This window comes from Janthinobacterium sp. SUN100, assembly GCF_030397705.1.
GTDB lineage: Bacteria > Pseudomonadota > Gammaproteobacteria > Burkholderiales > Burkholderiaceae_D > Janthinobacterium > Janthinobacterium kumbetense.
The window spans coordinates 219,579-245,837 of sequence record NZ_JAPUBU010000005.1 but is presented as its reverse complement, the minus strand read 5'-3'; the positions used below and the strand labels follow the sequence as shown (position 1 = coordinate 245,837).

Annotated in this window: 20 protein-coding genes; 5 read left to right on the top strand and 15 right to left on the bottom strand. The window is 61.8% G+C overall.

The genetic code is table 11. The features are described 5' to 3' along the window. Nucleotides 1-354 precede the first annotated feature (354 nt). Nucleotides 355-3,030 carry a PAS domain-containing protein gene (locus tag O0881_RS23970; RefSeq protein WP_289913354.1) on the top strand — a complete coding sequence of 892 codons (2,676 nt, stop codon included), beginning with the start codon at nucleotides 355-357 and terminating at the stop codon, nucleotides 3,028-3,030. After that, a complete protein-coding gene (gene bla / locus O0881_RS23965) occupies nucleotides 3,023-3,916 on the top strand; it encodes a class A beta-lactamase (RefSeq protein ID WP_289913353.1) in 894 nt (297 codons plus the stop codon). The genes O0881_RS23970 and bla overlap by 8 nt, the downstream gene beginning before the upstream one ends. Here the strand turns inward: bla and O0881_RS23960 are convergent, their stop codons facing one another. From O0881_RS23960 to O0881_RS23895, 14 genes are all read right to left on the bottom strand, one after another. Continuing rightward, the gene (locus O0881_RS23960; RefSeq protein ID WP_289899900.1) at nucleotides 3,917-4,351 is read right to left on the bottom strand and encodes a DUF695 domain-containing protein; all 435 of its coding nucleotides are present in this window, start codon (nucleotides 4,349-4,351) and stop codon (nucleotides 3,917-3,919) included. 38 nt (nucleotides 4,352-4,389) lie between these two features. Continuing rightward, nucleotides 4,390-5,052 carry a hypothetical protein gene (locus O0881_RS23955; protein WP_289913352.1) on the bottom strand — a complete coding sequence of 221 codons (663 nt, stop codon included), beginning with the start codon at nucleotides 5,050-5,052 and terminating at the stop codon, nucleotides 4,390-4,392. A 96-nt stretch (nucleotides 5,053-5,148) separates the two neighbouring features. Continuing rightward, the gene (locus tag O0881_RS23950) at nucleotides 5,149-5,415 is read right to left on the bottom strand and encodes a PAAR domain-containing protein (protein ID WP_099665253.1); all 267 of its coding nucleotides are present in this window, start codon (nucleotides 5,413-5,415) and stop codon (nucleotides 5,149-5,151) included. Between the two features lie 13 nt (nucleotides 5,416-5,428). After that, nucleotides 5,429-7,045, bottom strand: coding sequence for a DUF2875 family protein (locus tag O0881_RS23945; protein WP_289913351.1), 1,617 nt, complete (start codon nucleotides 7,043-7,045; stop codon nucleotides 5,429-5,431). Between the two features lie 57 nt (nucleotides 7,046-7,102). After that, a complete protein-coding gene (locus tag O0881_RS23940) occupies nucleotides 7,103-9,397 on the bottom strand; it encodes a DUF3274 domain-containing protein (protein WP_289913350.1) in 2,295 nt (764 codons plus the stop codon). 18 nt (nucleotides 9,398-9,415) lie between these two features. Beyond that, on the bottom strand, nucleotides 9,416-12,211 hold the full coding sequence (locus O0881_RS23935; RefSeq protein ID WP_289913349.1) for a type VI secretion system Vgr family protein: 2,796 nt from the start codon (nucleotides 12,209-12,211) through the stop codon (nucleotides 9,416-9,418). A gap of 242 nt (nucleotides 12,212-12,453) precedes the next feature. Next, nucleotides 12,454-13,317, bottom strand: a complete 864-nt coding sequence (locus O0881_RS23930) for a hypothetical protein (RefSeq protein WP_289913348.1) — start codon at nucleotides 13,315-13,317, stop codon at nucleotides 12,454-12,456. Nucleotides 13,318-13,390: 73 nt separating this feature from the next. Next, nucleotides 13,391-14,386: a PHB depolymerase family esterase gene (locus O0881_RS23925; protein ID WP_289913347.1), complete on the bottom strand. Its 996-nt coding sequence runs from the start codon at nucleotides 14,384-14,386 to the stop codon at nucleotides 13,391-13,393. An 84-nt stretch (nucleotides 14,387-14,470) separates the two neighbouring features. After that, nucleotides 14,471-16,675, bottom strand: a complete 2,205-nt coding sequence (locus O0881_RS23920) for a TonB-dependent receptor (protein ID WP_289913346.1) — start codon at nucleotides 16,673-16,675, stop codon at nucleotides 14,471-14,473. Between the two features lie 148 nt (nucleotides 16,676-16,823). Next, nucleotides 16,824-17,630 carry an alpha/beta hydrolase gene (locus tag O0881_RS23915; protein ID WP_289913345.1) on the bottom strand — a complete coding sequence of 269 codons (807 nt, stop codon included), beginning with the start codon at nucleotides 17,628-17,630 and terminating at the stop codon, nucleotides 16,824-16,826. A 116-nt stretch (nucleotides 17,631-17,746) separates the two neighbouring features. Continuing rightward, nucleotides 17,747-18,385, bottom strand: a complete 639-nt coding sequence (locus O0881_RS23910; RefSeq protein WP_218965280.1) for a TetR/AcrR family transcriptional regulator — start codon at nucleotides 18,383-18,385, stop codon at nucleotides 17,747-17,749. Nucleotides 18,386-18,492: 107 nt separating this feature from the next. Next, nucleotides 18,493-19,449 (bottom strand): bifunctional helix-turn-helix transcriptional regulator/GNAT family N-acetyltransferase, encoded by a 957-nt coding sequence (locus tag O0881_RS23905; RefSeq protein ID WP_289913344.1) that lies wholly within the window; start codon nucleotides 19,447-19,449, stop codon nucleotides 18,493-18,495. A gap of 74 nt (nucleotides 19,450-19,523) precedes the next feature. Further along, nucleotides 19,524-19,952 (bottom strand): hypothetical protein, encoded by a 429-nt coding sequence (locus O0881_RS23900; RefSeq protein WP_289913343.1) that lies wholly within the window; start codon nucleotides 19,950-19,952, stop codon nucleotides 19,524-19,526. A gap of 79 nt (nucleotides 19,953-20,031) precedes the next feature. Continuing rightward, on the bottom strand, nucleotides 20,032-21,987 hold the full coding sequence (locus O0881_RS23895) for a PKD domain-containing protein (RefSeq protein WP_289913342.1): 1,956 nt from the start codon (nucleotides 21,985-21,987) through the stop codon (nucleotides 20,032-20,034). 331 nt (nucleotides 21,988-22,318) lie between these two features. On the opposite strand from O0881_RS23895, the gene O0881_RS23890 reads away from it, so the two are divergent. Both O0881_RS23890 and O0881_RS23885 read left to right on the top strand, forming a co-directional pair. Continuing rightward, nucleotides 22,319-23,509 (top strand): hypothetical protein, encoded by a 1,191-nt coding sequence (locus O0881_RS23890; RefSeq protein WP_289913341.1) that lies wholly within the window; start codon nucleotides 22,319-22,321, stop codon nucleotides 23,507-23,509. Nucleotides 23,510-23,549: 40 nt separating this feature from the next. Then, nucleotides 23,550-24,068: a hypothetical protein gene (locus O0881_RS23885; protein ID WP_289913340.1), complete on the top strand. Its 519-nt coding sequence runs from the start codon at nucleotides 23,550-23,552 to the stop codon at nucleotides 24,066-24,068. A gap of 14 nt (nucleotides 24,069-24,082) precedes the next feature. Here O0881_RS23885 and O0881_RS23880 read toward each other — a convergent pair whose 3' ends face one another. Further along, nucleotides 24,083-24,799, bottom strand: coding sequence for an SDR family NAD(P)-dependent oxidoreductase (locus tag O0881_RS23880; protein ID WP_289913339.1), 717 nt, complete (start codon nucleotides 24,797-24,799; stop codon nucleotides 24,083-24,085). 151 nt (nucleotides 24,800-24,950) lie between these two features. Here O0881_RS23880 and O0881_RS23875 point away from each other — a divergent pair, with 151 nt between their 5' ends. Continuing rightward, nucleotides 24,951-26,255 carry an MFS transporter gene (locus O0881_RS23875; RefSeq protein ID WP_099665267.1) on the top strand — a complete coding sequence of 435 codons (1,305 nt, stop codon included), beginning with the start codon at nucleotides 24,951-24,953 and terminating at the stop codon, nucleotides 26,253-26,255. Nucleotides 26,256-26,259: the final 4 nt, after the last annotated feature.

The window sequence follows — 26,259 nt, the reverse complement described above, 5'->3', positions numbered from 1 at the left end:
GACAGCGGTTCTGGCCGCATCTCCGGGATGTCTGATGAACACCAACTTTTAAGTAAGGCGCCAATTTAATTCAAGCGCCTTATGCGCTGCAAGAATATTGTTATGTAAAATATTCATTCATCAACATAAAGGCCAGACTAGTGGTTATTCAGCCACAATAGCGTGCTCGCCTTGCTATTTCCTCCGATGCCATGCCGCCTGACGCACCTTTTCGCCAGGCCAGCCGAAAGCGGAATTGCTGCCCTGCGAGACAGCCCCGAGGGTAAAAATAGTTGTAATATCGCCAGAATGAAGTTGCCAGGCCGCCCCATTCCAGTGCGGCGGCGGCCCCCTGCACCATCATCGATAGCCTCCATGTCCGAACCCAGCCAGCCCAGCAACGCCGTTCCGTCCTCCACCGTCGCCGCCCAGGCGGCGCATCTGCTGCTGAGCGCCCATTGCGACATCGTCTGGAGCACGAAAACCTTCGGCCTGTTCGATGCCGACCAGCCGTCCTGGCGCGCCTTCACGGGCCAGACCGAAGCCGAACTGCTGGGCCGCGGCTGGGTCAATGCCCTGCATCCGGACGACCGCAACTTGCCTTACGTCATGCCATCGCACCTGACCAGCGTGTTCGAAGCGGAATACCGGCTGCGCCACGTCAGCGGCGCCTACCGCAACATGCTCGTGCGCATGTTGCCCGTGCTGGCGCCCGACGGCAGCATCGTTGAATGGCTGGGCTCGCATAGCGACGTGACGCGGCAACGGCAGACGGAACAGCGGCTGCGCCTGGCCATGCAGGGCGGCCGCATGGGTACGTGGGAGATCGACCTGGGCAGCGGCAGCATGGCCGGCTCCGACGCCTTCAAGGCGAATCTGGGCTTGCCGCCTGACAGCCGCATCGATTACGCGCAGCTGACGGGCGCCATGCTCGACGGCGACCTGCAGCACTGGCAAACGGTGGTGCACGCGGCCATCGCCAGCGCCAGCGATTTCGAAATCGACATCCGCGTGCGCTGGCCCGACGGTTCACTGCACTGGGCGCACATGCGCGGCACCTGCGCCAGCGATGGCGCCGGCAACGTGATCGCCCTGTCCGGCATCTCGCTCGACTTGACGACCAGCAAGCAGAACGAGGAAACCCTGCGCCTGACCCTGGCGGCCGGCGAAGTGGCCACCTGGAACTGGGACATCGTTGCCGACCGGGTCACGGCCGACAGCAATATGGCGCGCTTGTTCCCCGTCAATGCCGATGCGGCCACGGCGGCGCCGCTGGCGCGCTACCTGGAGATCATCCATCCCGATGACCGCGAGCAAGTCAGCGCGCAGATTGCCCAGGCGCTGCAGGCGCACACGCCGTTCGAGGCCAGCTACCGCGTCGGCGCCGGCGATGGCCAGTACCGCTCGGTCATCGCGCGGGGCCGCGCGGAATACGCGCCCGATGGCACGCCCCTGCAATTGCCCGGCGTCTTGCTCGACATCACGCGCCAGAAACAGGTGGAAGATGCGCTGCGCCGCAGCGAGGAACGCTACCGCACCCTGATCGAGCTGATGGACCAGGCGTTTTGCGTCATCGAAATGCTGTACGACGAGCAAGGCCGCCCCGTCGATTTCCGCTACCTGGAAGGCAACCCCGCCTTCGTCAAGCAATCAGGACTGGACAATGCCATCGGCAAGACCATCCGCAGCTTCGTGCCCGACCACGACCAGCACTGGTTCGACCTGTACGACCAAGTCGTCAAGACCGGCGAGCCCGTGCGCTACGAAAACGAAGCCGTGGCCATGGAGCGCTGGTTCGAAGTCTTCGCCGCGCGCCTGGGCGGCCCCGGCAGCCGCCTGCTGACGGTATTGTTCAGCGACATCAGCGAGCGCAAGCGCTCTGAGCAGCAATTGCGCCAGCTGGCCGACAACCTGTCCGAAATGGACCGGCGCAAGACGGAATTCCTGGCCACGCTGGCGCACGAACTGCGCAACCCGCTGGCACCCATCCGCAACGGCTTGCAAATCATGCGCCTGGCCGCCGACAAGCCCGCCACCGTGGCGAGAGTGCGCGACGTGATGGAGCGGCAAGTCAATCAGATGGTGCATCTGGTCAATGATTTGCTGGACGTGGCACGCATCACGCGGGGCCAGATCGAACTCAAGCTGGAACGCGCGGACTTGAAAACCATCATCGCCAGCGCCGTGGAAACGAGCATGCCGCTGATCGAGGCCAGCCGCCATCAATTGCAGGTGCAAGTCGATGAACAAGCGCTGCCGCTCGAGGCCGATCCCACGCGCCTGGCGCAAGTACTGGGCAATCTGCTCAACAATGCCGCCAAGTACACGCCGGCCGGCGGCCAGATCAGCTTGCGCGCGCGGTGCGATGGCAATGAGGCATTGATCGAGGTCAAGGACAGCGGCGTCGGCATCCCCGCCGAGTCGATCACGACCGTGTTTGACATGTTCACCCAGGTGGGGCAAAACATGGGCCGCGCGCAGGGCGGGCTGGGCATCGGCCTGTCGCTGGTGCGGCGCCTGGCCGAGTTGCATGGGGGCAGCGCCACGGCGGCCAGTCCCGGCGCCGGCCTGGGCAGCACCTTCAGCGTGCGCCTGCCCCTGCTGGCGGAGGCAGCGGCAGCGCCCGCAACAGTGGCCACGCCCGCCAGCGCGACCGGCGGTCCGCATTTCCGCGTGCTGGTGGTCGACGACAATGTCGATGCGGCCGATACCCTTGCCGCCGTGCTCGACATGATGGGCCATGTCACGCAAGTGGCCCACGACGGCGCACAGGCCCTGGCCGTGGCGCCGCAATTTTTACCGGACGTCATCTTCCTCGACATCGGCTTGCCCGGCATGAACGGCTACGAAGTGGCGCGCGCGTTGCGCCGGATACCGGCCGGCGCCAACGTCGTGCTCGTTGCCTTGACGGGCTGGGGCGCCGAAAACGACCGCAGCCAATCGAGTGCGGCCGGCTTCGACCACCATCTGACCAAACCGGCCAACCTGCTTGCCATCGGCGAACTGCTGGCCACCCTTTCCACTCCAACAACACTGACCGACCATGACTGAATCCCTGAACCACGTCCGCCGCCACCTCCTGCTGGCCGGCGGCACCGCCCTGCTGTGCCCGACACCGCTGCTGTTTGCCGCGCCCGCCACCGGCATCGCCGCCGCCCAGACGCAGCTGGCCGCGCTGGAACAGGCCGCAGGCGGACGCCTCGGCGTTGCCGCCTGGCGCCACGGCAGCGAACAGCGCGTTGCCTATCGCGCCGACGAACGCTTCCCCCTGGCCAGCACCTTCAAGGCGATGCTGGCGGGCGCCGTGCTGGCCCGCAGCGTCAGCCAGCCGGGTTTGCTGGACCAGCACGTGCGTTACGAGAAAAAGGAACTGGTCACGTATTCGCCCATCACGGAAAAGCATCTGAGCGACGGCATGAACGTGGCCGACCTGTGCGCCGCCACCTTGCAGTACAGCGACAATAGCGCGGCCAATTTCTTGATGACAATATTGGGCGGACCGCAAGCCGTGACGGCGTTTGCGCGCAGCATCGGCAATACGGTATTCCAGCTGGAACGCTGGGAAACGGAATTGAATAGCGCCATCCCCGGCGAAGTGCGCGACACGGCCAGCCCCGCGTCCATGGCGCACAGCTTGCAGCAATTGTTATTGGGAAATAGTTTGCCAACACCGCAGCGCCAGCAACTGGATGCCTGGATGCGCGGCAACACGACGGGCGACAAGCGCATCCGCGCCGGCGTGCCTGCCGGCTGGCAGGTGGCGGATAAAACGGGTTCGGGCGCGTATGGCAGCGTCAACGACATCGGCGTCGCCTACCCGGCCAGCGGCGCGCCGCTGATCATCGCCGTGTACTACACGCGCGAACAGAAAAAAGCGGACACGAACCAGAACATCATCACGGCCGCCACGCGCATCGTGGCCGCCGCATTGACGTAATTACTTCGGTAACGCGGCCATGAAGCCTGCATACGTGGACCAGGCGGGGTCGGCCGCGCTGCGGATTTCAATCGGGAACTTTGGACGCGGCGCCAGCGCCGTGTTCAGGCGATTGAAGAATTCTTCGCCCGACTGCGTGTAATAAATCCATTCGCGCAAGTTCTCGCCCGTCGACACCAGCGCCAGCGTGGCGAAGCCTTGCTCTTCCACCACGGGCGCCAGCGCCGCTTCCAGCTCTTCCATGTGCTCGCGCTCGTTCGGCGCGGGCATGCCCGTCTCGTCCTCATAGCGCCAGGCGATGATGATGCGGTCCGGCTGCGACGACAGGTCCCAATCGTCATGGAAGGTGTCGACATAGCGGTAGATGATGGCCATCTCGTCGCTATGCGTGACGATGGTGCCCCAGCTGCGGGCGGAAGTGGAATTTTCGTTCATGGTTGCAACAGTCAAAAAAACAATCGAGGGGGCGCAGCTTACAGCACTGGCGGGCAAGTCACATTCCACGCGTCATACTGGGCACCGCTCTTGCGCAGCCAGACACGGGCGTAGCTGTCGCGGTCGCTCTTGAACACGAGCGCATAGCGCTCTTCGGCGCGCGGTGCGGCGGCGCCCACGTCGACGGCCGCCAGCGCAAACTTCAGCGCGCGCAACGGGGCGCAGGCCGTGTTACCCGCCATCAATAAGCGCGCCCGCTCCAGCAGCGGCTTCTGGTACAGCAGCACGCTTTCCAGTTCCGCATCGGGGACGCGCTGCAGCATGCGCACGGGTTCGGCCACGGCGCGGCAAGTGCCGCGGTCGAGCCAGGCGTAATACTCCATGCCCGCCTCTTGCCAGAGCGCCAGCTTGCCCTCGCCGTGCAGCACGAACTTGGTGCGCTGCGTACGGCACAGCGCGCCATGACCGCGATACGGCGCCGTTTCCACGCTGCCCACCACTTCGCTGCCGCGTCCGCCCACCACGGGCACGCTCTCGAACACGGTGCGCGCAGCCGGCTCGCCCGGATATTGCTGCGCATAAAACTCCAGCAAGGACGCGCGCTGCTGCGCATCCACCGCCACCGCCTCGGCAGCACTGGCAGAGAGGCACACAGCCGACACTACGCACAGCGCCAAGGGGCGCACGATATATCTAGGCATGGATCCAGGCATGGCATTCCTTCATCGACGTTCAAGGGCGGGTATCGCCCAAGCGCAGATTATATAGTTACCAGGAAATACCAGGAGGAGCGGACGTCAGGACGTGCGGAAGCTGGCGCCGCCAGCGAGCAACTTGGCGCCACAGGTGGTGCTATCGCCTTCGAAGGCGATAGCGATGCCATTGATGCTGTGCCGGGATGAGCCGCTGGCAATCTTGCAACCCTGATGTCCCTTGATGGGGCAGCTGCACAAGTCCCCGACGCAGGCGACAGGAATCCCATTGACCGTAAAATGCGTGGCGGCACAACTGAGCACCTTGCCGCCGTGCGAGGTGGCGTCTCCCAACCGGATGACTTTGCGCATACTGCCTCCAGAATCATTGTCCCGCCTGGCTTTCCAGGATGGCTTCCACCGATGGCGCCGCGTAGTTTGCGGGGTCGACGGCTGGCGTGATACGGCTGCGGAAGATATCGCCGCCGGCATCCTGTTTCTTGCGGGTTGCGTCCGATGGCGGCGTAATGAAGATAATGCTCGCCTCGTTATTGTCGCGCAGATTGATCGCCGCACTGGCGCCACCGTCGCGATAGCTGCCCAGCACGCCGATGGCCATCTGCACGAACCAAGTGGCCGCACCGGTATTGCCCAGGCGATGATCGGTATTGATGAACTGCGCGCTCTTGCCGCTGTCGATTTCCGGGCCGCCCTGTGCCGCGTAGTCATGCAGCATGCTTTCCAGCATCAGCAGCTGCTCCGGATGCTTGCCCGTACCGGCCACGATGCGCGCCGGCCCCTTGCCGCGTTCCGCTTTCGGCAAGGTCCGCAGCGCCTGCTGCCAGCCCGCATTGAGTATCTTCTGGCGCGCATCACGCCGCGTGACGGGCTTGCCTTCCTCATCCGTAAATTTGACGAATACGGGCCGGTGCACGAAACCGAACGAGGGCAAGCGGTCGAAGGTTTCCATCTGTTCCCGGTTCCATGGAATGGGGAACCACGGCGTCGGTTTCCAGTCGCGCGGCGGACGATTTTCCCATGGGTTGAGTTTATCGAAAGTATGCAAGCCCACGCCGCGGATATCGGGCCGCTGAGCGAAGGCGGCGGCGGCGGCGAGCCATTCGGCGACGGTGGGTTGACGCTCGCTGAAGGCGTCAGGTCGTTTCTGTTTCTCGCGTGAGGGAAGCGATTGCATCAGTTCGTTGTACATGGCACGGAGTTGTTCCCTAACGAATTTATTCGCTGGGTCATCCCATACAAAAGGGCGCAACGGTTCTATTCGCTCTCGGCGCGCAAGGATAAATACTGCCGTGGCATCGGGCATATCTGGAATGAAATATCCGTTTACCAATTTCCTTGCAGTACCTGGCTTCCGGTTGCCATCCCGCGTGCCAACGCTGTCCTCCGAGTGTAAGGCGACGTAGGGTACGTCAGGATGCTTATCGAAAAAATCAAAAACATCAATCAGCAATTGATCGGGATGTTCATCCAACTTCCATGAAGCCACGGAAAATAGATGCAAGGGCATGCCCCCCGTACCAGCGCCAGCCACGAGTCCCGCCATCGGCTCTATCAAGCTCGGTTGTGCGGCCGGGTCGAGGATGGGAGTACCTGCATAGAAGGATGGCAAGCCCCAGTTCATCGGAGTGAAATTGATGCCATTTTCCAGCGCATCGTAGGCCCTACTGCCGCCCTCCCCATCCTTGTCATCACCCGTCCATGGGTATTTCTTGGGGTCTTGTTCGCGTATGCTGGTATAAGCACTTCCTTTTTGCAAAGCTTCCCACAATTTACCCTGACGGTATTTGTCCACTGTCACACCGAATCCGATCACTTCCAGCACGTATTCTTGCCCAGATTCCACAGGTTTCGTTGGCTGTTGCGCCTGCAACTGGGATGCAATTTCACGCGCCTGACTCTTCGATAAGGCATTGAGCCATAAAAAACCAAAAAATAAAATTACAACAACTAATGATATTCCCAACCAACGAAGCGTCATCATAGCTATCACCTTTTGGTCTGCAATTCCGGCGAGACAATATTCGGCCCAGGCAAGTTGCTACCGACGGGGATTCGACAATTCTTTTATTTTGCTTTTTTCACTCACTATTTTTATGTTTTTTGTTTGTGACACTACAATTTTCCACAACGGCCCTGATAGCAAGGGCAATCCTACAGGCAAGATCCCAGTGTTGTAATAGTCAATGCTGCCATTGATCGCAGCACTTCTCCATCCAGGTTCTACGGATAAATAGGGAGCAAACTCCAATATGAATTTATCTTTTATCCGTATTCCCTTACGCCCTTTTTCGTTGCTCTTCAGGTTCTTCACCCGCCAATCCGCCACCGCACACAGATACGCATAAAACTGCGGATCCGACGACGCCTTGCCACTGCCAATGGCCACGTCATACGCCGTCACTTGGCGATGATTCTTCGCGCTACCGATAATGGAACTGTGGAAAGATTTGGCACTGACCTCGCGCTGCCAGCGCAAGCGCGCCTCGTTCGGACTTTCCTGAATTTTCGCCACGACGTTGCTGTCAGGGTAGCGTAGCGCGGACACGATTTCACGTTGATCAAGCTTGTCTTTCACGTGCAGTCCCTGTTCTTTGTTGTAGCTTGCCGTCATCAATGCCAACTCTCGTGGATTAAGGTGTTCTAGCCGCTCGGGAAACTTTTGATAGCCTCCCGGATCAGGACGATATTCGCTACGTAACTGCATGCCAGTCCCGCTCGTCAGTGCGACCGTAGCATCGCAAGGATCAACCTCCTCCGCGGGTCCCTGATCGGCAACAGGACGGTTTCTCATCATGGACGTTGCCGGGATATTCGCAGGATCGATTTGCGACATGCCGCGTAAATCGGCGGCCACCGGCTGCTTCAATGCTTCGCCCGTAATGGTGCGTATGCCATTGCGCTGCTCCATCTTTCCCAACCGGGCATTGACAGGCCAGGCCACCGCCTGATGTTGTGCACGGTGTTTTCGCAGCGAAACCTCCACGTGCGACTGCTCCGTTTCCGTCGGCAGGCGCAACGGAAAATCAAAAGGCGGCGGCTTGCCCACCAATGAAACCGTGGTCTTGCCAGTGGCCGGATCCAGCCTGGTCTTCTCGCTGAATACGCGCTGATAAAATCTGCCCCCCAGTTCCGCCAGCGCGCCGCGTACCTGCTTGTGTTCCACCATCTTGGTATGTCCGGAAGAAATACTGTACCCATCAAGACTGGATGTCTCCTCTTCTTCCATCAATTCACTTCCCGACGCATAATCGGGGACGCCATCCCATCCTATGCCCTGGATGTTATCCAGGGCCACGGTCATATCTTCAGGGCAAAAATACAGATAGACCTTGCGGCGATTGTCGCGGTCGTCGGCACTCTGCCAGCGGCTGCCGACCATGCCACGATGTTCGTCCTTTTTCAGGTCGGAAAACGGCGGCTTGCATGCCTGGCCGTTGCCCTTCGCCACGCCGGTAACTATATTCACCAAGGTCTTCAGGCGCGCGCCCAAGGTCTGCGCACCACTGAGCAAATGGTAGTAGGGCTTCATTGCCGCATCCTCGCCGCCATCGAACCAGGCGGCACCTCGCATCAACAGAGGCAGGCTGTCCACCAGGCTGTACGGCGGATGCGTGAGTATCAGATTATCGGCCGGCGCCAGCCCCTTTTCCATCAGCATGGCTTGCGCCAGCAGCGACAGCAGGCAACCCTGGCTGTGAGCAACGATGCTGACAGTGTCTTCCGCGTCATAATCGCGGATCATGGAAATGAGTGCGGCCAGGCGCTGCGCCGCCAGCACCATGTACATACGCCCGGGCGCCGTCCTCAGTGGCCGCAAAGCATCGCCCATGGGATCCGCAGGTGCATACATGCCCGGGCGCCACATGTCGGGCAAGCTGCTGGTGGCGTTGCCGAACGGCCCGCCTTCCTTGGATAAATCCTTGTCCAGGCGGTTACCGTAGCGATCAACAAACTGTCCATTGACGACATCAATTTTGTCCTTCACTTCACGGTAGCCCCAGTAAAATGGAATCACGGGACTGTTAGTATTCTTGTCGATGGTGCGCTTGAAGAAGACGGCGTCGGGATCGTCTTCCAGCCTGTCCTTGTCCGCCGCCACAGGCATGCGGTAAGACGCGGCCGTAAAGCCGCGACCCAGCCTTTGCGTCAGGCCTTCGCACAAGCCATCTTCCACCGCCTTGTAGCTGACGCCCACATCGTTGACGCCATGAATGACGATGATATTGCCCGGCAGATTGCGGCGTATCTTGACCTTCTTGCACACGCTGCGTTCGCAATGCAGGATCGCCACATCGTCGCCCACGACATACGGCACTGTCGGATAACTGCCCATCGCACTCTCCTGGCGTCATCAATCCTTGTTGTTGAACACTTCGATGGCCGCCAGATGCATCGCCGTGCGCTCCAGCACGTCCGTCTTGCCGTTCCCATCGCTGCGGCCATCCGTCGCTGAACCATCGCCCAGCTTCACTGCAAAGTGCGCCTGCGGCGCCAGCTGCGGTTCTTGCGGCACGCCATCGACGGGACTGTCGTCGCCCTCGTATTGAAAAATGAATTGCTGGTCGGTCTTGCCCTCGGCAAAGTTTGGCAATTGCACCGCCATGCTCTGCGGATCATTGAAAACGAAGTTGGGTGCATTGAAATTCAGCGGCGACTTGCTGCCGAAGGTGATGCCATCGGCGATGCGGATAAAGGCGCCGTGCTTGGAGATCAACACGATTTCATCGGCCATGCCAGTCAGCTTGCCGTCGCTGGCCGTCAGTTTCAGGTTTTTCCCCGCATTCAGTTCCATGTCGTCATGCTGGCTTTGCAGCAGGAACTTGCCATGGTGCGCGATGGCGCGGATGCCGTCCGCATGGGAAAACAGCGAGATGCCCTTGCCCGCATTCACGCTATAGCGCTGGCCCGCGACCGTTTGCAGATGCTGCTGCGCCACCGTATCGATATTGCTGGCGGCGTAGCTGACGATGGCCTTCGAACTGGCAAAGCTGATGCCGGCGGGCGCCGTGACGGCAATCGCCGCCGCACCGCCCAGTTCGGCGCGGGGCTCCGTATTGCTGCCGCCTTCCCAATTTTTTAAACTTTGCTGCAATGCCTGCTGCGCCTGGTCTTCCTGTTCCAGTGCCTGATGCGCCACCGCATAGCTGCCCAGCGAGCGAAACAATTCCAGGCAGTTTTCCATCAGGCCCAGATATTCGCTGCGCGCCATATGGTTGCCATCGCCATTCAGGCGCTTCCAGGCCGAAATCAGCATGCCCTTGCCCGCCCGCATAGCCATTTGCTCGTCGGTACGCAACTCGGCACCCTCGCCGCGCGCCGTGCCCTGGCCGTTGCGCCTATCCTGCGTCAGCCAGCCCAGGTTGAGCTGAGTGGAACCATGATCGCTGGCAAGCTGGGCATTGATTTGCCCATGGACATCATCAAAACGCAGCTGGTTGCCACGCGTGCCCTTGATTTCGCGGCTCTTAATGCCGGACAAGTAACGGTTACCGGGCAAGTCGCCTGCCTTGCTCAGGGCGATCGGCTGCGCGTTGTGGTTGTACAGCTGGCCGACGACGATAGGCCGATCCGGATCGCCCCCCAGAAAGGCCAGCAGGACTTCGCTGCCCACGCGGGGCAAGCCCAGGTAGCCGCATTGCTGCATGCTGCCAGGTCCGTTCCCCGCCCAATTCGACGCGACGCGTATCCAGGCCGAATCGGCATCCGTGTCGGAGGCGCCCGTGCCGCCCGCATGCTCGTGGTCCAGCTTGCGCGTGGCGGGAAAACGAACCTTGACCCGGCCCATCGCGTCGCAATGAACTTCCTCATTCGCCGGTCCCACCACCACGGCGCTTTGCATGGCGACTGACGGCAGGTCGATGCGCGTGTCATAGGATGGGACGATGGGCACGCCGCGCCGCACGGCAGTCAGTGCAATATGCATGCGCAGGGGGCCATCATCCACCGCCGCCGCCAGTTCGCGCTGCGGCAGCGCTATGTCATCGGCCAGCCAGCGGTTGCGCGCAAACAGGCGTGCTACCCTGGCGGCAAGCTCTCGGGGTAGGTTATTTTGCGCTGCCACCTGCAGCGATGTAACGACAAAATCACGCTCGGCCGCCGGCAAGGCGTCAATGTCCGGGTGCTCGGCCAGGCTGAAGTATTCGCCCGGGCACAGGTCGCGCACGCTGCCTTCGGCATGAAAGCAATGGCTCTCGTAATCGTGCTGCTGCATGGCCAGCATGCCCAGCTGGCACAAGGCCTCATGATCGATGCCCGCGCGCGGCGGCAGCACGCGGTAATCATCAAGCGTGGCGGCAACGGCATTGCCATGCATGCCCTGCTGTCCACGCCCCAAGGCATCGGCAGTCATGAACGGCCGCGCGCGCGGGTGTTCTTCATTCCAGCTATGGCGCGTTACCTTGCCCGCCTGCAGCTTGCGCACTTCGCTCCACGACGTCAGGGTGTCGCGCTGTTCCGTCGCGCGGTCCGCGTGATAGCGCACGGTATCCGCCATGTTTTTCCGCAAGCCATCGGCATGGTTGAATAGCACCAGGGTATGCGCCGGCTCTGCATGCGTATCCGTATTGCCCGCCGCACGAAAAAACCAGGCGACGCCGCTACGCTTGAGCAAGCGGCGCACGAAGGCTGCATCGGATTCATTGTGCTGCATGACAAATTCACGCTGCGGATACGTTTGCGCCTCGAAGAAATCGGCAAATGCATACTGGAAGGCGTGCGCCAGCACGGTATTGCTGCGTATCCACTCGTCGAGCAGGGTCTTGACGATCTCGATATCCGTCAGGCGCCGGAAGACGCGCATATTGCAGCGCTTCTCCATGATGGCGAAGGCATCCGTCAGCACCAGCTGGTAGCTGGCCAGCCCACCGTCGCTGTCGCCGGCGCTCGCTTGCGTGACGAGGCCGCAGATACTGCGCAGCCGGCCCTGATCCGTCACGATATCGATGGCGGCTGGCAAGGCAATCAAACTACTGAGCGGCAAGTCGGCATGTGTCGAGACACACAGTACACGGTACTCGATACCGCCACAGATCGCCTCGCTGCCGGCGATACGCTGCGGTATCAGCACGCCGGCAGGCACCTTGGGCGAGACACCCAGGCGCAGGCGCAAGGGACGCTGGGCACCCGATATCGACTCGTCACCGTCCATGGAGCTCTCCTCATTCGCACTTGCATTTAGAGCCTATCCCAGTAGATGAATACATCTCCCGCTGGCGCGCCTCAGAAGCGGGGACTGCGTTGATCGTCGTTGCGTGGCTCGCCACGCGTCCTCCTCACGCCTTGTCCGCGCTCCTGATGTGCTGCCAGCAGAAGACGCTCCCTACTGGGATATGCTCTTAATCAAGCTGGAGAACCGACAATGCCATGAGATGGCAAGGAAATACTTGATATTTAGTAAGAATCCGCCAAGGTTCCCACTACTTCCGTCAAGCTTTGCCGCTTGGCCGCCAGCGCCGCATCCGCCAGACTCCATTGCTCCAGCCGCAACGCATACGCGGGCGTCATCATCCAGCCGAACACTTCCGCCTTGTCTTCCTCGGGGCCGTAGGCCGCGTACAGGCTCACGAGGCCCGGCTGCGGGTGGCCCAGGTTCTGGAAACCCTTGCCATAGGCCGTGGCGCCGCCCTGGCCGTAGGTTGTGCCGGGCGGGTTCAGGGCCAGCCAGGCGGGGTCGCGGTAATAGAAATCGTTGAACAGCCGGTATTCGATGAAGTGGTAGTACTCGTGGTGCACGCGCAGCTCCATGCCGGATGGACACATCGCGGCCAGCAAGTTATCGGCGTAGACGACGCTGTCGATTTCCGGCGCCGGCATGGCCAGGCGGCGCTGGCCATCCACGCTCAAGTCCTTGACCAGGACGACGTGGCGCAAGCCCGTGCGCGCGAAGACGCCGGCCGGGTAGCGCTCCATGGCCGGCAAGACGATGCTGAGAAGCAATTGCAGCCCGGCGCGGTCTTGCTCCGACTCCGTAAAGGCGTTCGCCGCGCTGCCGGGCATGGACAAGGTCCAGGCGGGCGCCAGTTGCAAGGCCGCCAGGCGCGCCGTAGCGATGGCCTGCAACTGCGCCACGCTGGCGTCCCTGGGCGCGACGGGGGCGTAGCGCACATTCCAGTCGCATTCGCTGCGCATGCTGTCTTGCTGGGCGGCGCGCTCGAACGCCAGTGCGTAGGCCGCCGATGGGGCGGGCGGACCGCCACTGGCGCAAGCGGACAGCAAGACGCAGGCAAGGCAGGACAGCAGGCGGCAAGCGGGCATGGGAATCTTCACAGGAATAAAAATAGGGCGCAATCGCGGCGCCCCATTCTACAAGCTTCAGTTCCCTACGCCATCAGCGCTGGTAATTCTTGAAGAAATTCCAGCTGATCGCGGTGGCGTCCGGGCCCAGCTCGTCGCTGAATGGCCAGCCGGGAGGGCCGCCACTCCACGCGTGGTTCATGCCCTCGACCGTGTACTTTTGCGCGATGACGGCGCCGTTGTGCAGGTAGGTGTCGATGGAATAGCTGCGGCCATACGGCACCGTCTGACGCACGATGCTGTCGGCACGGTAGCGCACGCTGTCATTGTCGAAGCCATCGTCGCCGTAATCGCTCGTTTGCAGGAATTGCTCGATGGTTTGCTCGCCGTTGATCGGGTTGACGACGATGTCGGAAGTGCCGTGGAACACCATCGTCGGCATCAGCCGGCGCGGCGACCCCGAGCAGCGCCAGGCATCCTTGCCGCGCACTTTCGGATCGAAGGAACTGCCGTTGAACAGGGAATCGGCGGCCGTGATCATGCCCGTGGCACCCTTGTACATGCCGCCCGAATGCACCATCACGGCGGCGAACACGTCCGAATAGCAGGCGGCCATGATGGACGCCATGGCGCCGCCGGCCGAGATGCCCGTCACATACACGCGGCTGTCCTGCACCGCATACTTGCTCTTGACCTTGTTCAAGATGCCCATCAGCACGGCCGGTTCGCCCGTGCCCCGCTCCTGGTTCAGCGGCAACATGAAATTCCAGCAGCGCATCGGGTTGGCCGTGACGTTCTGGCGCGGATAGACGACGATGAAGTTTTCGCTGTCGGCCAGCTGGTTGTAGCGGCTGACGGCGGCCATGCTGTTGGGCTCGGAGCCGCAGCCGTGCAGCATCAACACGACGGGCAGCGGCGTGTTCGGATTGTAGTTGCTCGGTAGCCAGACCTGGTATTCGCGCGAGCCCCACAGGCTCGCGTACAGGCCGAAGTCCCACTGGCCGGCTGCGGCCGGCAGCGCGGCCAGCAAGCCGCAGGCGGCGATGAGTGCAGATAATAAGTGACGCAGTTGCTGATTCAGATGTGCCATGCCAGTCTCCTGATTATTATTAAGGACGAAAACAGCGACAACAAACCGGCTTGATGCATATCAAGCCGGCACTTCTACAAGCGCTTAAAATTTGTAGCCTGCCTTGGCGATGATCTGGCGCGGCGGGCCATAGAAACCGTCGAGGATGAACAGCGCAGGAATGTTGTAGCCGTCCGTGCGGTAGCGTTTATTGCCCAGGTTGCTGCCATGCAAACTGAAGGTCCAGTTCTTCGGCGCTTCCCAGACGACGCCAGCCGTCCACATGCTGTAGCCACCCTGCGCCAGGGTTTCGCTCAAGTCCGTGGTCGGATACACCTTGCTGCGGTAGCCGTAGCCGACCATGCTGCGCAGGGCGCCGCCAAACACGTCGCGGTCCGTGCGCGTCAGGTTCAGGCCCACTTGCCGGCGCGGCGTATTGCTGAACTTTTGCGTGTCCGCAATGTTCTTGCCACCGCTCATGAACTCGTCATAGCTGGCGTTCAGCAAAGCGAGGAAGCCGTTGACTTCCCACTGGCGGTTCGGCCGCCACGAAAATTCGAACTCCGCGCCCTTCACGGTGGCCTTGCCCGCATTCGTGAAGTCGCCATAGAAACCGGGCAAGCCGCCCGGCTGCACGTAGCTGGTGAAGACGGACAACTGGATATCCTTGTAGCGGTTGTAGAACAGGGCCACGTTGGCGTCGAACGTATCGTCCGGCGCCGCGTACTTCATGCCCACTTCCAGCGCGTCGAGTTTTTCATCCTTGTACGGGCGCGCGGAATCGGGTACCACCAGGTTGTTGGCGCGCACGTTGTAGCCGCCCGACTTGAAGCCGCGCGACAAGTTGCTGTAGAAATTCGTCGTCTTCGACGCTTCATAGCGCACGGACAGTTTCGGCGAGGTATTGCTGACCGACAAAGACTTGTCGAAATCGGCCGCCGTCTGGATCGGCCGCGTGAAGCTCACGTCGGCAAAAGCACGGTTGAGCACGATGGCGCGCTTTTCCTCGCGCGTGTGGCGCAAGCCCGCATTGATGCTCCACGCCTTGCCCACAGGCCAGGTCCAGTCCGTGTACAGCGCAGTGCTGTCCGTCTCCACCGTGCTGACGGCGGCCTGGAACTGGCGTCCCAGGAAATTGTTGTAGATGCCGCCGCCGGCCGTGCCTTCGAAACGGTACAAGCCGATCACGCCGGCGCCATAGTCGCCGCTGTAGGATGCCTGCAATTCCAGGCTTTTCTGCTCGTCGCGCGAGTCGCCGAACACGTCGGCGATGGGCTGCGGCAAGCCGTCGAAGTCGATGGTTTGCTCGGACGTGCTGCGCCGCTTGGCGCCGATCACTTTCACGGACCAGTCGTTCGACAAGGTGTAGTTGGCCACCAGCGAGCCGCCCCGGTTGTGCGTGAAGTTATTGCCCGGCATGCCGCTCTGGATATCGTAGGCGCTGGTGCTCGGTGGCCGCTTGAGCGGATCGAAAGCGCTCACGCCCATGCGCTGGAAGCCGCGCACGCCCGATTTGTCGTCCGTGGCGTCCAGGCTCAGCACGACGGTCAAGGGGATGTCTTGCGGGAAATAGCCGACGGACAGGCGCGCGGCCGTGCTGTCCTGGTCGCTGACCTGTTCTCCGTTAAACGTGTTGCGGCCGAAACCGTCACGGTCCAGCTTGGCAGCCGCCAGGCGCGCGCGCCACGTGCCGTTTTCGTTGGCCACGTTGAAGGCGGCCTTGAAGTTGCGCTGGTTGTAATTGCCGATGCCCACTTCCGCCGAGGCGCCGTTTTCCTTCGCCAGCGGACGCGAGATGTACTTGATGGCGCCGCCGATGGTGTTCTTGCCGTACAAGGTGCCTTGCGGGCCGCGCAGCACTTCGATGCGCTGCACGTCGAACACGTCGAGCAGCGCGCCTTGCGGACGGGCCATGTAGACGTCGTCAAAATAAATGCCCACGCCCGGATCCACGCCCCAGACGGGGTCGGCCTGGCCGACGCCGCGGATAAACGCCGTCAGGGTGGTGTTCGTGCCGCGCGAAGCGTACACGGTCAGGTTCGGCACGCGTTCCTGCAAGTCCGCCAGGTTCTGGATATTCGCCCGTTCCAGGGCCTTGGCGGAAAACGCCGTGACGGCCAGCGGCACGTCCTGCAGGCGCTCTTCGCGGCGCCGGGCGGAGACCGTCACGGTTTCCATGCGTTCTTTCGCGTCGCTGGCTTCCTGGGCGCTGACGGCAGTTGCCGGGTTGGCTTCCTGCGCCTGGGCCTGGGTGGCAAACGCGCCGGCAACGGCGAGGGCGGCGGGCATCAATTTCAAAGCAAGTTTCATAGCGTCTCCAATGTCAGGCTTGCTTACCGCCTGGGAAAACGGCCGGATTCCAGAATCGCAAGACGTAACGGTACCCGCGCGCAAAAAGCGTGCACCTGCCCTGCGATGACTGTGTTCCGGCCCTCGGCCCGTGCGGCGAGTGGCCTGTTTATTTTGAATTTATAGTAAGGAAGGACTGCAACAAGGTATTCACACGCTGCGCCTGGTCCAGGGGCGTGGCGTGGCGCGAGTTCGCGATGATCTCGATCTCGCACTGCTGAAACTGTGCGGCAAAGGCCCGCTTGCTGGCGACGGGCGTGTAATCCTGGTCGGCCGCCATGATCAGGACGGGCATGGCCAGGGCCTGGAAATGGATGTCGATATCCCAGTGGAAAATGGCGTCCAGCGCGGCCAGGTAGGCGCGCTTGTCCATGCCCGCCATCTGCGTGGCGAAGCGCTCGACGAGGGCTTGCTGTTCAGGATCGGGAAACAGTTTCTTGCCGATGATCTTGCCCATGGCTTTCAAGCCGAAGGTGGCGATCACCGTGCGGCGCAGCCAGTAGGCAAACAGCAGCGCGGCCGGTTTGCTGCCCTGGAACGGCTGGGAATTGATCAGGCACAAACTGGTGACCCTGCCGGGGGCGCGGTTGGCCATTTCCAGGCCCATCATGCCGCCCAGCGAAAAGCCGACGATGTGCGCGCGCGCCACGTCGAGCTGGTCCATCAGGTTGAAGAGGTCGTTGGCGAAGTCGCCGATCTGCCAGTCGCCGTTGGGCGCCGGACTGGCGCCATGGCCGCGCAGGTCGGGCACGATCAGGCGATGGCTGCTGCCGAGGGCGTCGATTTGCGGGCGCCAGTCTTCGGCGCAGGAACCGAGACCGTGCAACAAAAACACGGGATCGCCCTGCCCTGCCTGTGTGCCGGGACCGAGGTCGAGATAATGCAATGGAACATCGGATGTCGTGTGACGCCGCATTCTGTCTCCTTGCTGTTGAACATGCTTTGTGTTCAGGTGCAGGAATATATTTTCCTGCTGTTGGAAAACATAATACGGAATCCGAATTCCGATTTCAAGTTAAATCGGTAAATATCTCAAGTCAGGTAATTTAAAGCAACACGTACCAGCTCGTCTTCCAGCGCGGCCGCCGACAGGAAGGACAGCGAACCCGACAACACGTGCTGGTTCAGGATGCCCAGCAGCACGGGCGGCACCACCATCATCGCCTGCGTGGGATTCGGATGGCGGATGCTGGCCGACTTGCTGGCCAGCACGGCGACCGTGCGCTGCGAGATCAGATGGTTGATCTGGTGCACCTTGTCGCGGAACTGCGCATCCTGCGAGCAGCGCGTGATCAGGGCGCGCAGCACGCCGCGCCGGCCCATGTTGACGGCCACGAACATGGCCACCATGGCGCGGATGAAGTCTTCCAGGCTGCGCCCTTCCCACTGACGCAGCTCCGTCAGGGTTTCGACCTTTTCCACCATGTCGGAAAAAAAGCGCTGCAGCAGCAAGCGGCTCAAGGTGTCCTTGTCGCCCAATAAGCGGTAAAACGTGCCCACCGAGGTTTCCGCCAGTTTTGCCAGGTCGGCCACGCCGATTTCATCGAAACGGTTTTCCGCCAGCAACTGTTCACCCACCAGCAGCAAGCGCTCGAAGGCCAGCTTGCTGCGCGCCTGGGTGGGCTCGGGTGGAACGATCAACTGCGGGAAGGGCATCGGGAAGGAAGGCATGCGGCGTCGGCGTCTCGGAATAGTGGAACCTAAGTTCCGTTATGGATGCGCGTATTGTAACGCGGGAGACGGCCGATGGGGAGCGCCGCGTGGCGCCATGGCGTGCGTTAACGGCCCTGCCACTCCATGTAGACGTCGGCGCGCTGGTAATGGGCCTCGCCGGCGGGCCGCGCCACGTGCGTAAAACCGCTGCTTTCATACAGGCGGATGGCGGGCGCCAGCTTGCTGTTCGATTCCAGGAACAGCAATTGCGCGCCGCTGGCCTCGAAGGCGTCGAAGGCCCGTTCGATCAGGCGGCGCGCGATGCCCAAGCCCTGGCACTCGGGGGTGACAGCCATCTTCGACAGCTCGATGCTGGCGTCGCCGGCGCGGATCAGGGCGCAGGTGCCGACGATGCAGCCATCGAGGCGCGCGAGGAAGATCTGTCCGCCGTCGTCCAGGATCGAGCGTTGCGGATCGGACAGCACCTTGTCGTCCAGCGCCTCGACATAGAAATACCGCTCCAGCCAGGCGATGTTCAGCCGCTTGAAGTCTGCCGCGTATTGCGGCTGGTAATCGATGATTTCCACGGCGGCCCGCTCGCGCTGGCGCCGGCAGGCGGCGATGGTTTCGCCGAAACCTTGCGCCTGCAGGCGCGCTTCGGCCCGGTCCAGGGTGGCCATCAGCTGCGGCGTCCCCTGCTCGAAGACGCTATCGACGGCCGCGCGTACATCGTCCCACAGGGGCGCCATGTTGCGCAGCAACGCTTGACCGGCGTCGGACAGCGCCAGCAGCCGGCGCCGCTCATCCTTGGCGTCCGGCATCTCCACCACCACGCCGGCATCGAGCAGCTTGCGCCCCAGCTGCACCACCACCGGATGCGTCTGCCCGATCTGCGCGGCCAGGGCCGTGATCGCCGTCGGGCCATTGTCGCGCAGCAGCAATAACAGGGGGAAACAACGCGACGTCAACTCGACGCCGGCGGCCAGATAGCTGGTATCGACACCGGCATACAGTTGATCGGAAAGACGGCGCAGGCGGCTGGCCAGCATCAGGGAGCCGTAGGTTTGCAAGTTGGAAGACATGTTGGGTGGGATATATGTAAGTAGTTACGTATACCCTAACGTAAACGGGCTTTCCAGGTCAAGGGCAGGCTTGCCTAGTCCTCATCGTCCGCCAGCGCCTCCTGCAGCCTGGCCTGAAACACGGTCTCGACCAACTCTTCCAGAGTCGGCCACACCTGCGTCAGCCAGCGCTTGCCCTCTGCGCTCACCGCCACATACGGCGCGTCGCGCGTGACGCAGGCCAGGCCGAGCTCGATGACTTGTCCCGCATCGTCCAGGCCGCCCGCGATCATGGCGGCTATGGGCAAGGCGATCAGCTCGGCGGTCAGATGCGGACGCAGCAGGCAGGCGGGCGCGATGATGGCGAACGATGCTTCCACGTAACTCCAGCAGTTGGTGGGCCAGTGGGCGGCTTTGACGGCGCCGAGGAAGGCCGCGTCGCCGATAGCATCCGGATGGGCTTGCGCCTGCGCATAAAAGCCGGCCAGGGCGACGAGTTGTGGCGGGGAAGTCCAGGTGGGCATGGGGTCTGAGGCAAGGTGGGCTGGCGAACGCGGAACCGAAGCCCGGCGTTCGCCATATTACATCACTTAGTTACATCACTTAGTTTGACGTGAAGTCGGCGTTATAAACGAAAGACTGGCCCGTTTCCGCCACAAAGAACTTGTAGCTCAGTTTAGCCGTTGCGCCATTCGTCTTGGGCGACACCAGCGAGAAGGTGGCGCTGCTGCCGGCAGGAATGACCTGGCCCGACACCAGACCGACGATGGCTGGAACGACCTTGCCGGTACTGTCGACGGCCGTCACATTGGTAATCATGAAGCTCGTCCCGGCGGCGGCCACCTTGAAGGTATCGACCGTAAAGTTGACCGCGCACGATCCCGAGCACGACTTCTGTACCGTCGCATTGGCGAGGTAAGGCAAGCCGGCCTTCGTCTCGACCGGACCGGCCCCATTGTCCTGCACCTGGTATAAATTGAGCAGATTCGGCGTCGCCGTTACCGTGACATTATCTTCGCCACTATTCACCGAGCCATCGTTGACGATTAATGTCGCGACATAATCACCGGCCATATCTGCGACAAATGTCGGCTGCGCGTCAGTCAGCGACGACAGCACGGCCGCACTGCCAGCAGGCTTGCTCTTCAACTGCCAGCGGTATGTCAACACATCGCGGTCCGCATCCGTACTGCCAAGTCCCGTCAAACGCACGGTCGTTCCTGGTGCGACAACCTGATCTATGCCCGCATTGGCCATCGGCTCCGCATTGGTCGAGCTTGCAGTGGCAATAATGGTGGCGGTTGATGGTGCACTGTCGACCGTACCGTCATTGACGACAAGGCTGACGACATAGGTTCCCGGCACATTCGCCCAAAATCTGCTGACTGCCTGGCTGCGGTACCATTCGCCGGGAAACGGTTGCAGCATGCTATTTGGCGGCACGGAGATGAACGTCCATTTATAGCTGAGATTGTCGCCGTCCGCATCCGAACTGCCCCTGCCATCGAGGGTCACACCATACGCACCTGCCTGCACACGCTGATCCACCCCGGCATTCGCCACCGGGGCGGCATTCGTGGACGTCGCCGTAATCGTGACGCTCATTGAATCGCTCGATGTCGTTGCGTCCCACACACGCAACGTGGCGACATACGTGCCAGCCTTGTCGGCGATAAACGAGGGTTTCACCAGCGTTGCGGACGACAACGTGGCAGTACTCCCCGCAGGACGGTAAGTCAGGGTCCAGTAATACGTCAGGGCATCGCCATTCGCATCGGAACTTGCGCTGCCATCAAGAATAACGGTGTTCCCCTTGAGCACGTTCTGCGCCACGCCCGCATTGGCCAATGGCCGGGCATTGCCGACAACCGCCGTCGTCGTCACGAAAGCCGGCGCACTATCGACCTTGCCATCGTTGACAACCAGGCTCAGTTCATAGGCACCCGGCAAATCCACGCCGACATACGGACGCACGGAGTTTGCATCCACGATCCGTACAGTACTGCCGGCAGGCTTCGATACCAGGCTCCATTTATAGGTGAGGATATCGCCATTCGCATCGCTGCTTGCGCTACCATCCAACATGATACCCATACCCGCAACAATGGTCATTGACTGCCCCGCGTTAGCGACAGGCGGGGCATTGGCTACCGACGCGGCAACCGTCACCGACGACAGCTCGCTGCTGATCTTGCCATCATTGACCATCAGCGTGGCCACGTACACGCCCTCCACATCAGCGGTAAAAGTCGGTTTCACGGCAGATAAGGAATCCAGGACAGCGGCGCTGGATGCAGGTTTGGAGCTGATCACCCATTTGTAGGTCAAGGCATCGCCATTGGCGTCGGAGCTGGTACTCGCATCCAAGGTCACGACGCTGCCGACCACCACGCTTTGGGCCGGCCCGGCTTGCGCGACTGGCTGCGTATTGACCACGGTGACGGGGGGAGTTACGGGTGGCGCCACGACGCCGCCATTGTCCGCCGCGTCATTACTGCCGCCGCCACAGGCCGACAAGGCAGCAAAAGCCAGCGCACAAAATAAAATTCTACTATTCACGTGATATTCCGATCAGGTTAATGACATTTCACTCGACCCGAATTATTCACGATAACTAAAAAATATGATAGGCAACCGCTGAATTGAACGGCATAAAAATATATTAATTCCAGCGCCGCCTTCGTATTATCCATTTCAAGCAGAGAAAAATATCGCACCACAACCATCTAATAAAATTCATTTGTAACGATGAGTCACCACAGGAAGCCGAATTAATAAACACGAAAACAAGGACGATGCATTTTGATCGAAAAGAAATCTGCCACCATCAATAAAATCACGGGCGGCACAGGTCATAATGGCAGCTCATCGCGATCATTTCATTCATGCCATGCCATCCTCATTCGAACACTGGAAAGCCGAACTTTTAATTTTGGGCAACATCATCCAGGATGACGACACCGCCACGCCGCCCGATGAAGCCCAGCAGCGCTTCCAGCGCTATTGCGCCATGCTCGATGCGCTGACGGGCAAGGAAGGTGCGCAATACGCACTGGCCATCTTTCAATCCGTGCAAGCCGAACACGATTACGGCGCCTATCAGATAGCCAACCGCGCCGCCTGGCGCTACGGCGAGACGGCGTATTGCATGGCACTGCTGCATGAACTGCCGCGCCTGATCGCCACCTTGCCCGACTGGGCTGGCGAGTTTCTCGTCGGTATCGCCAATGGCGCCGGTACGCCCCACGCCTCGGCCATCAATTGCTTCAACTCCCTGCTGGCCGGCGCGCCGCCCGCGCCTCAGGCGCTGATCGCGGCCTTTATTGCCGAGGAAGAAGACGATGGCTGGTTCGAGCATTGCCCTGGCGTGCTGGGCGTCATTGCCAGCGAACGCTACGCAGGCATCATGCCAGGCCACGCTGGCGCCCCCGGCTACCAGCTGTTCCTGCTGCCCGGCGAAGGCGGCGCCCTGCCCTGGCAAGCCGCGCTCGACTGGGCCGCGGCGCGCGGCGCCTGCCTGCCGACGCGCAGCGAACTGGCCTTGCTGCACGCCAACTTGCGCGACGCCTTCCCGGATGCCTGGTACTGGTCGTCGGAAGCGGACGCCATCCTGCCCCGCCTGGCCTGGAGCCACGATTTCGATAACGGCACCCAATACAACTTTCGCAAGACCTACAGCGGCCGCGCCTGCGCCGTGCGCCGGGTCGAATTGGCGCCATCGGCGACCGCACCCGTCCCCTTGCGGCAGGGCGAACGCTATGCCGGCCTGATTCTCGGCAAGGATGGCGCGCCCGACTACCATCTGGTATTGCAGCCGGACAAGTTCGAGCAGGAGTACGACTCGTGGCAAGCCACGTCGGACTGGGCCGCCAGCCTCGGCCACAGCTTGCCGGATCGGCGCGAGCAGACCTTGCTGTATGCGACATTGAAAGAGGCGTTCCGGCCAAACTGGCACTGGTCGAGCGAGCCGGGCGACATCGAAGACGAAGCCTGGTGCAAGGACTTTGACACGGGCGTCGCCTATCTGACTTTGCGCGAGTTCGACGGCTACGCGCTCTGCGTGCGCCGGGTGCTTGTATAGTGCGCGTTTGCTCAGCCGAGCTGTCCCATCAAGGAAAACCATGCTGTTATCACTCGACGATCCCCTCTGGCCCACCCTGGAAGGCGGCTACCGCATGCCTTACGACGTGGCCGAGGCGCTCAAGGCCATGCAGTCGGGCGAAGACGTATGGCATGAGCTGTGGGAAGAGCTGCACCACCAGGGCGACGTGGGCGTCGCCTCGTATGCGGCCGTGCCCCAGCTCGTCGCCATGCTGGGCGGCGCGCAAGCGCGCGAGGAAGATTTCTATGCGCTCATCGCCCTGATTGAAATCGAGCGCCACCGCCTGCACAATCCGCCTCTGCCGGACTGGCTGGCCGACAGCTACCGCGATGCCTGGGCGCAACTGCCCGCCATCGCCGCGCGCGACTTGCAGGGCCAGCTCGACCCCGTCATGCTGGAATCCGTGTTCGCCGTGCTGGCCCTGGCCAAGGGCAAGCTGCGGCTGGGCGCCGCCCTGATGCACATGGATAGCTCGGAAGTGGACGAATGGCTGGAAGAGCGTCTCGGCTGGTCCGAGGTCTACGGCGAAAACGCGTAAAGACTGGAAATAAGCTAGAAACGCTCGTCGCGCAGCGCGGGCATCACCAGTTCGCGCACGAACGAGGCGTTCGACAGCTTCAGCAGCATGCGCACGACGGCAACGACGTCATGCACGGGTATCAGCTCGCCTTCGCCGCGCGCGCTAGCGTCCGCCAGCGGCACGGATAAGCCATCGTAGGTATTCAGGTAGCCGAGTTGCAGCGCCGTCACGGCCAGTCCCTGTTCGCGGAAACCTTCGCGCAAGGCGTCGGCGATGCCGTTCAGAGCGAATTTCGACGCGCTGAACGTCACTTCCGGGCGGCCGCTCTGGCGCAGGCCGGACGTCGACCCCGTGAGTATCAGCTGCGGCTTGTTGCTGGCCAGCAAGCGTGGCACCAGGCGCTTGAGCAGCAAGATCGTCGCCGTGATATTCGTATTGACCATGTCGACGATGGCGTCGTCCGCATCGCCGAGAAAAGCGTAGTCATCGCTGAATGCCTTTTCTTCCCACACGCCCAGATTGTAGATCACCGCGTCCAGCGCGGCAGGCGCTGCACGCGCGATGCGTTCGACGGCCTCGGCAGGTGCGGCCAGGTCCGCCGCGATCCATTGCAGCTGCGTGCCCTGGCCGGCGGGCAAGTCGGCAGGTTGCTGGCGCGATACACCGATGACGGCATGCCCGTCAGCGAGCAAACCGTCCACCAGCGCGCGTCCCAGGCCCCGGCTGGCGCCCACAATCATGATGTGCATACTGTGTCCTTTGCAATGAAGTCAACGCCGATGATAGCGGCGTTGTATTAAGCACAGCTGAGGCGGCTCCCCCTCCCCCCGCATTTACTCACGCGGCGGAATTGCGTATGCTAGGTCTGGCAATCTCCCATAACACACAAGAACGAGACACATGCCTACCTCCGACACCGCCGCAAGCAACGCCGCAAGCCGTCCCCTCACCCAGCAAGACTACAAGACCCTGTCGCTGGCCGCCCTGGGCGGCGCGCTGGAGTTCTACGACTTCATCATCTTCGTCTTCTTTGCCAACGCCATCGGCCAATTGTTCTTCCCGCCGGAAATGCCGGAATGGCTGCGCCTGCTGCAAACCTTCGGCATCTTCGCCGCCGGCTACGTCGTGCGTCCGCTGGGCGGCATCGTCATGGCCCACTTCGGCGACTTGCTCGGCCGCAAGCGCATGTTCACCCTCTCCATCCTGATGATGGCCGTGCCGACACTGCTGATCGGCCTGCTGCCCACGTATGCCACCATCGGCCTGGCCGCCCCGCTGCTGCTGCTGTTGATGCGCATCTTCCAGGGCGCGGCCGTGGGCGGCGAAGTGCCGGGCGCCTGGGTGTTTGTGTCCGAACACGTGCCCAGCCGTTTCACGGGCTTTGCCTGCGGCGTGCTGACGGCGGGCCTGACTGTCGGTATTTTGTTGGGTTCGCTGGTGGCGACGGGCTTGAACACCGTCTACACGCCGGCAGAAATCACCGATGGCGCCTGGCGCTATCCGTTCTTGCTGGGAGGTATCTTCGGCTTCGGCGCCATGTATCTGCGCCGTTGGCTGCATGAAACCCCCGTGTTTGCGGAAATGCAGCAGCGCAAGGCGCTGGCGACGGAAATGCCCTTGAAATCCGTGCTGCGCAGCCACCGCGGCGCCGTCGTCGTATCGATGCTGCTGACGTGGATGTTGTCGGCCGGCATCGTCGTCGTCATCCTGATGACGCCTGCCCTGCTGCAAAAGATCCACCACATCGCGCCGCGCACCACCCTGGTGGCCAATACCGTGGCGACCCTGTGCCTGGCCTTCGGCTGCATCATCGCCGGCATGCTGGCCGACCGCCTGGGCGGCAAGCGCGTGATCTTCGTCGGTTCCGTGCTGCTGGCCATTTCCACGTACCTCTTCTACACCACCGTCGGCACCCGCCCCGACCTGCTGCTGCCCCTGTACGCCATGACGGGCCTGTTCGTCGGCGTCGTCGGCGCCGTGCCCTACGTGCTGGTGCAAGCGTTTCCGGCCCAGGTACGCTTCTCGGGACTGTCGTTTTCCTACAACTTGTCGTACGCGATTTTCGGCGGCCTGACGCCCGTGGTCGTGACCCTGATGCTGAAGAACAACGTGCTGGGCCCCGCCTATTACGTGATCGGCGTGTGCGTGGTGGGCATGCTGACGGCCCTGTTCATCAAGGATCAGCGGCAGACGGTGGGACGCTAGACTC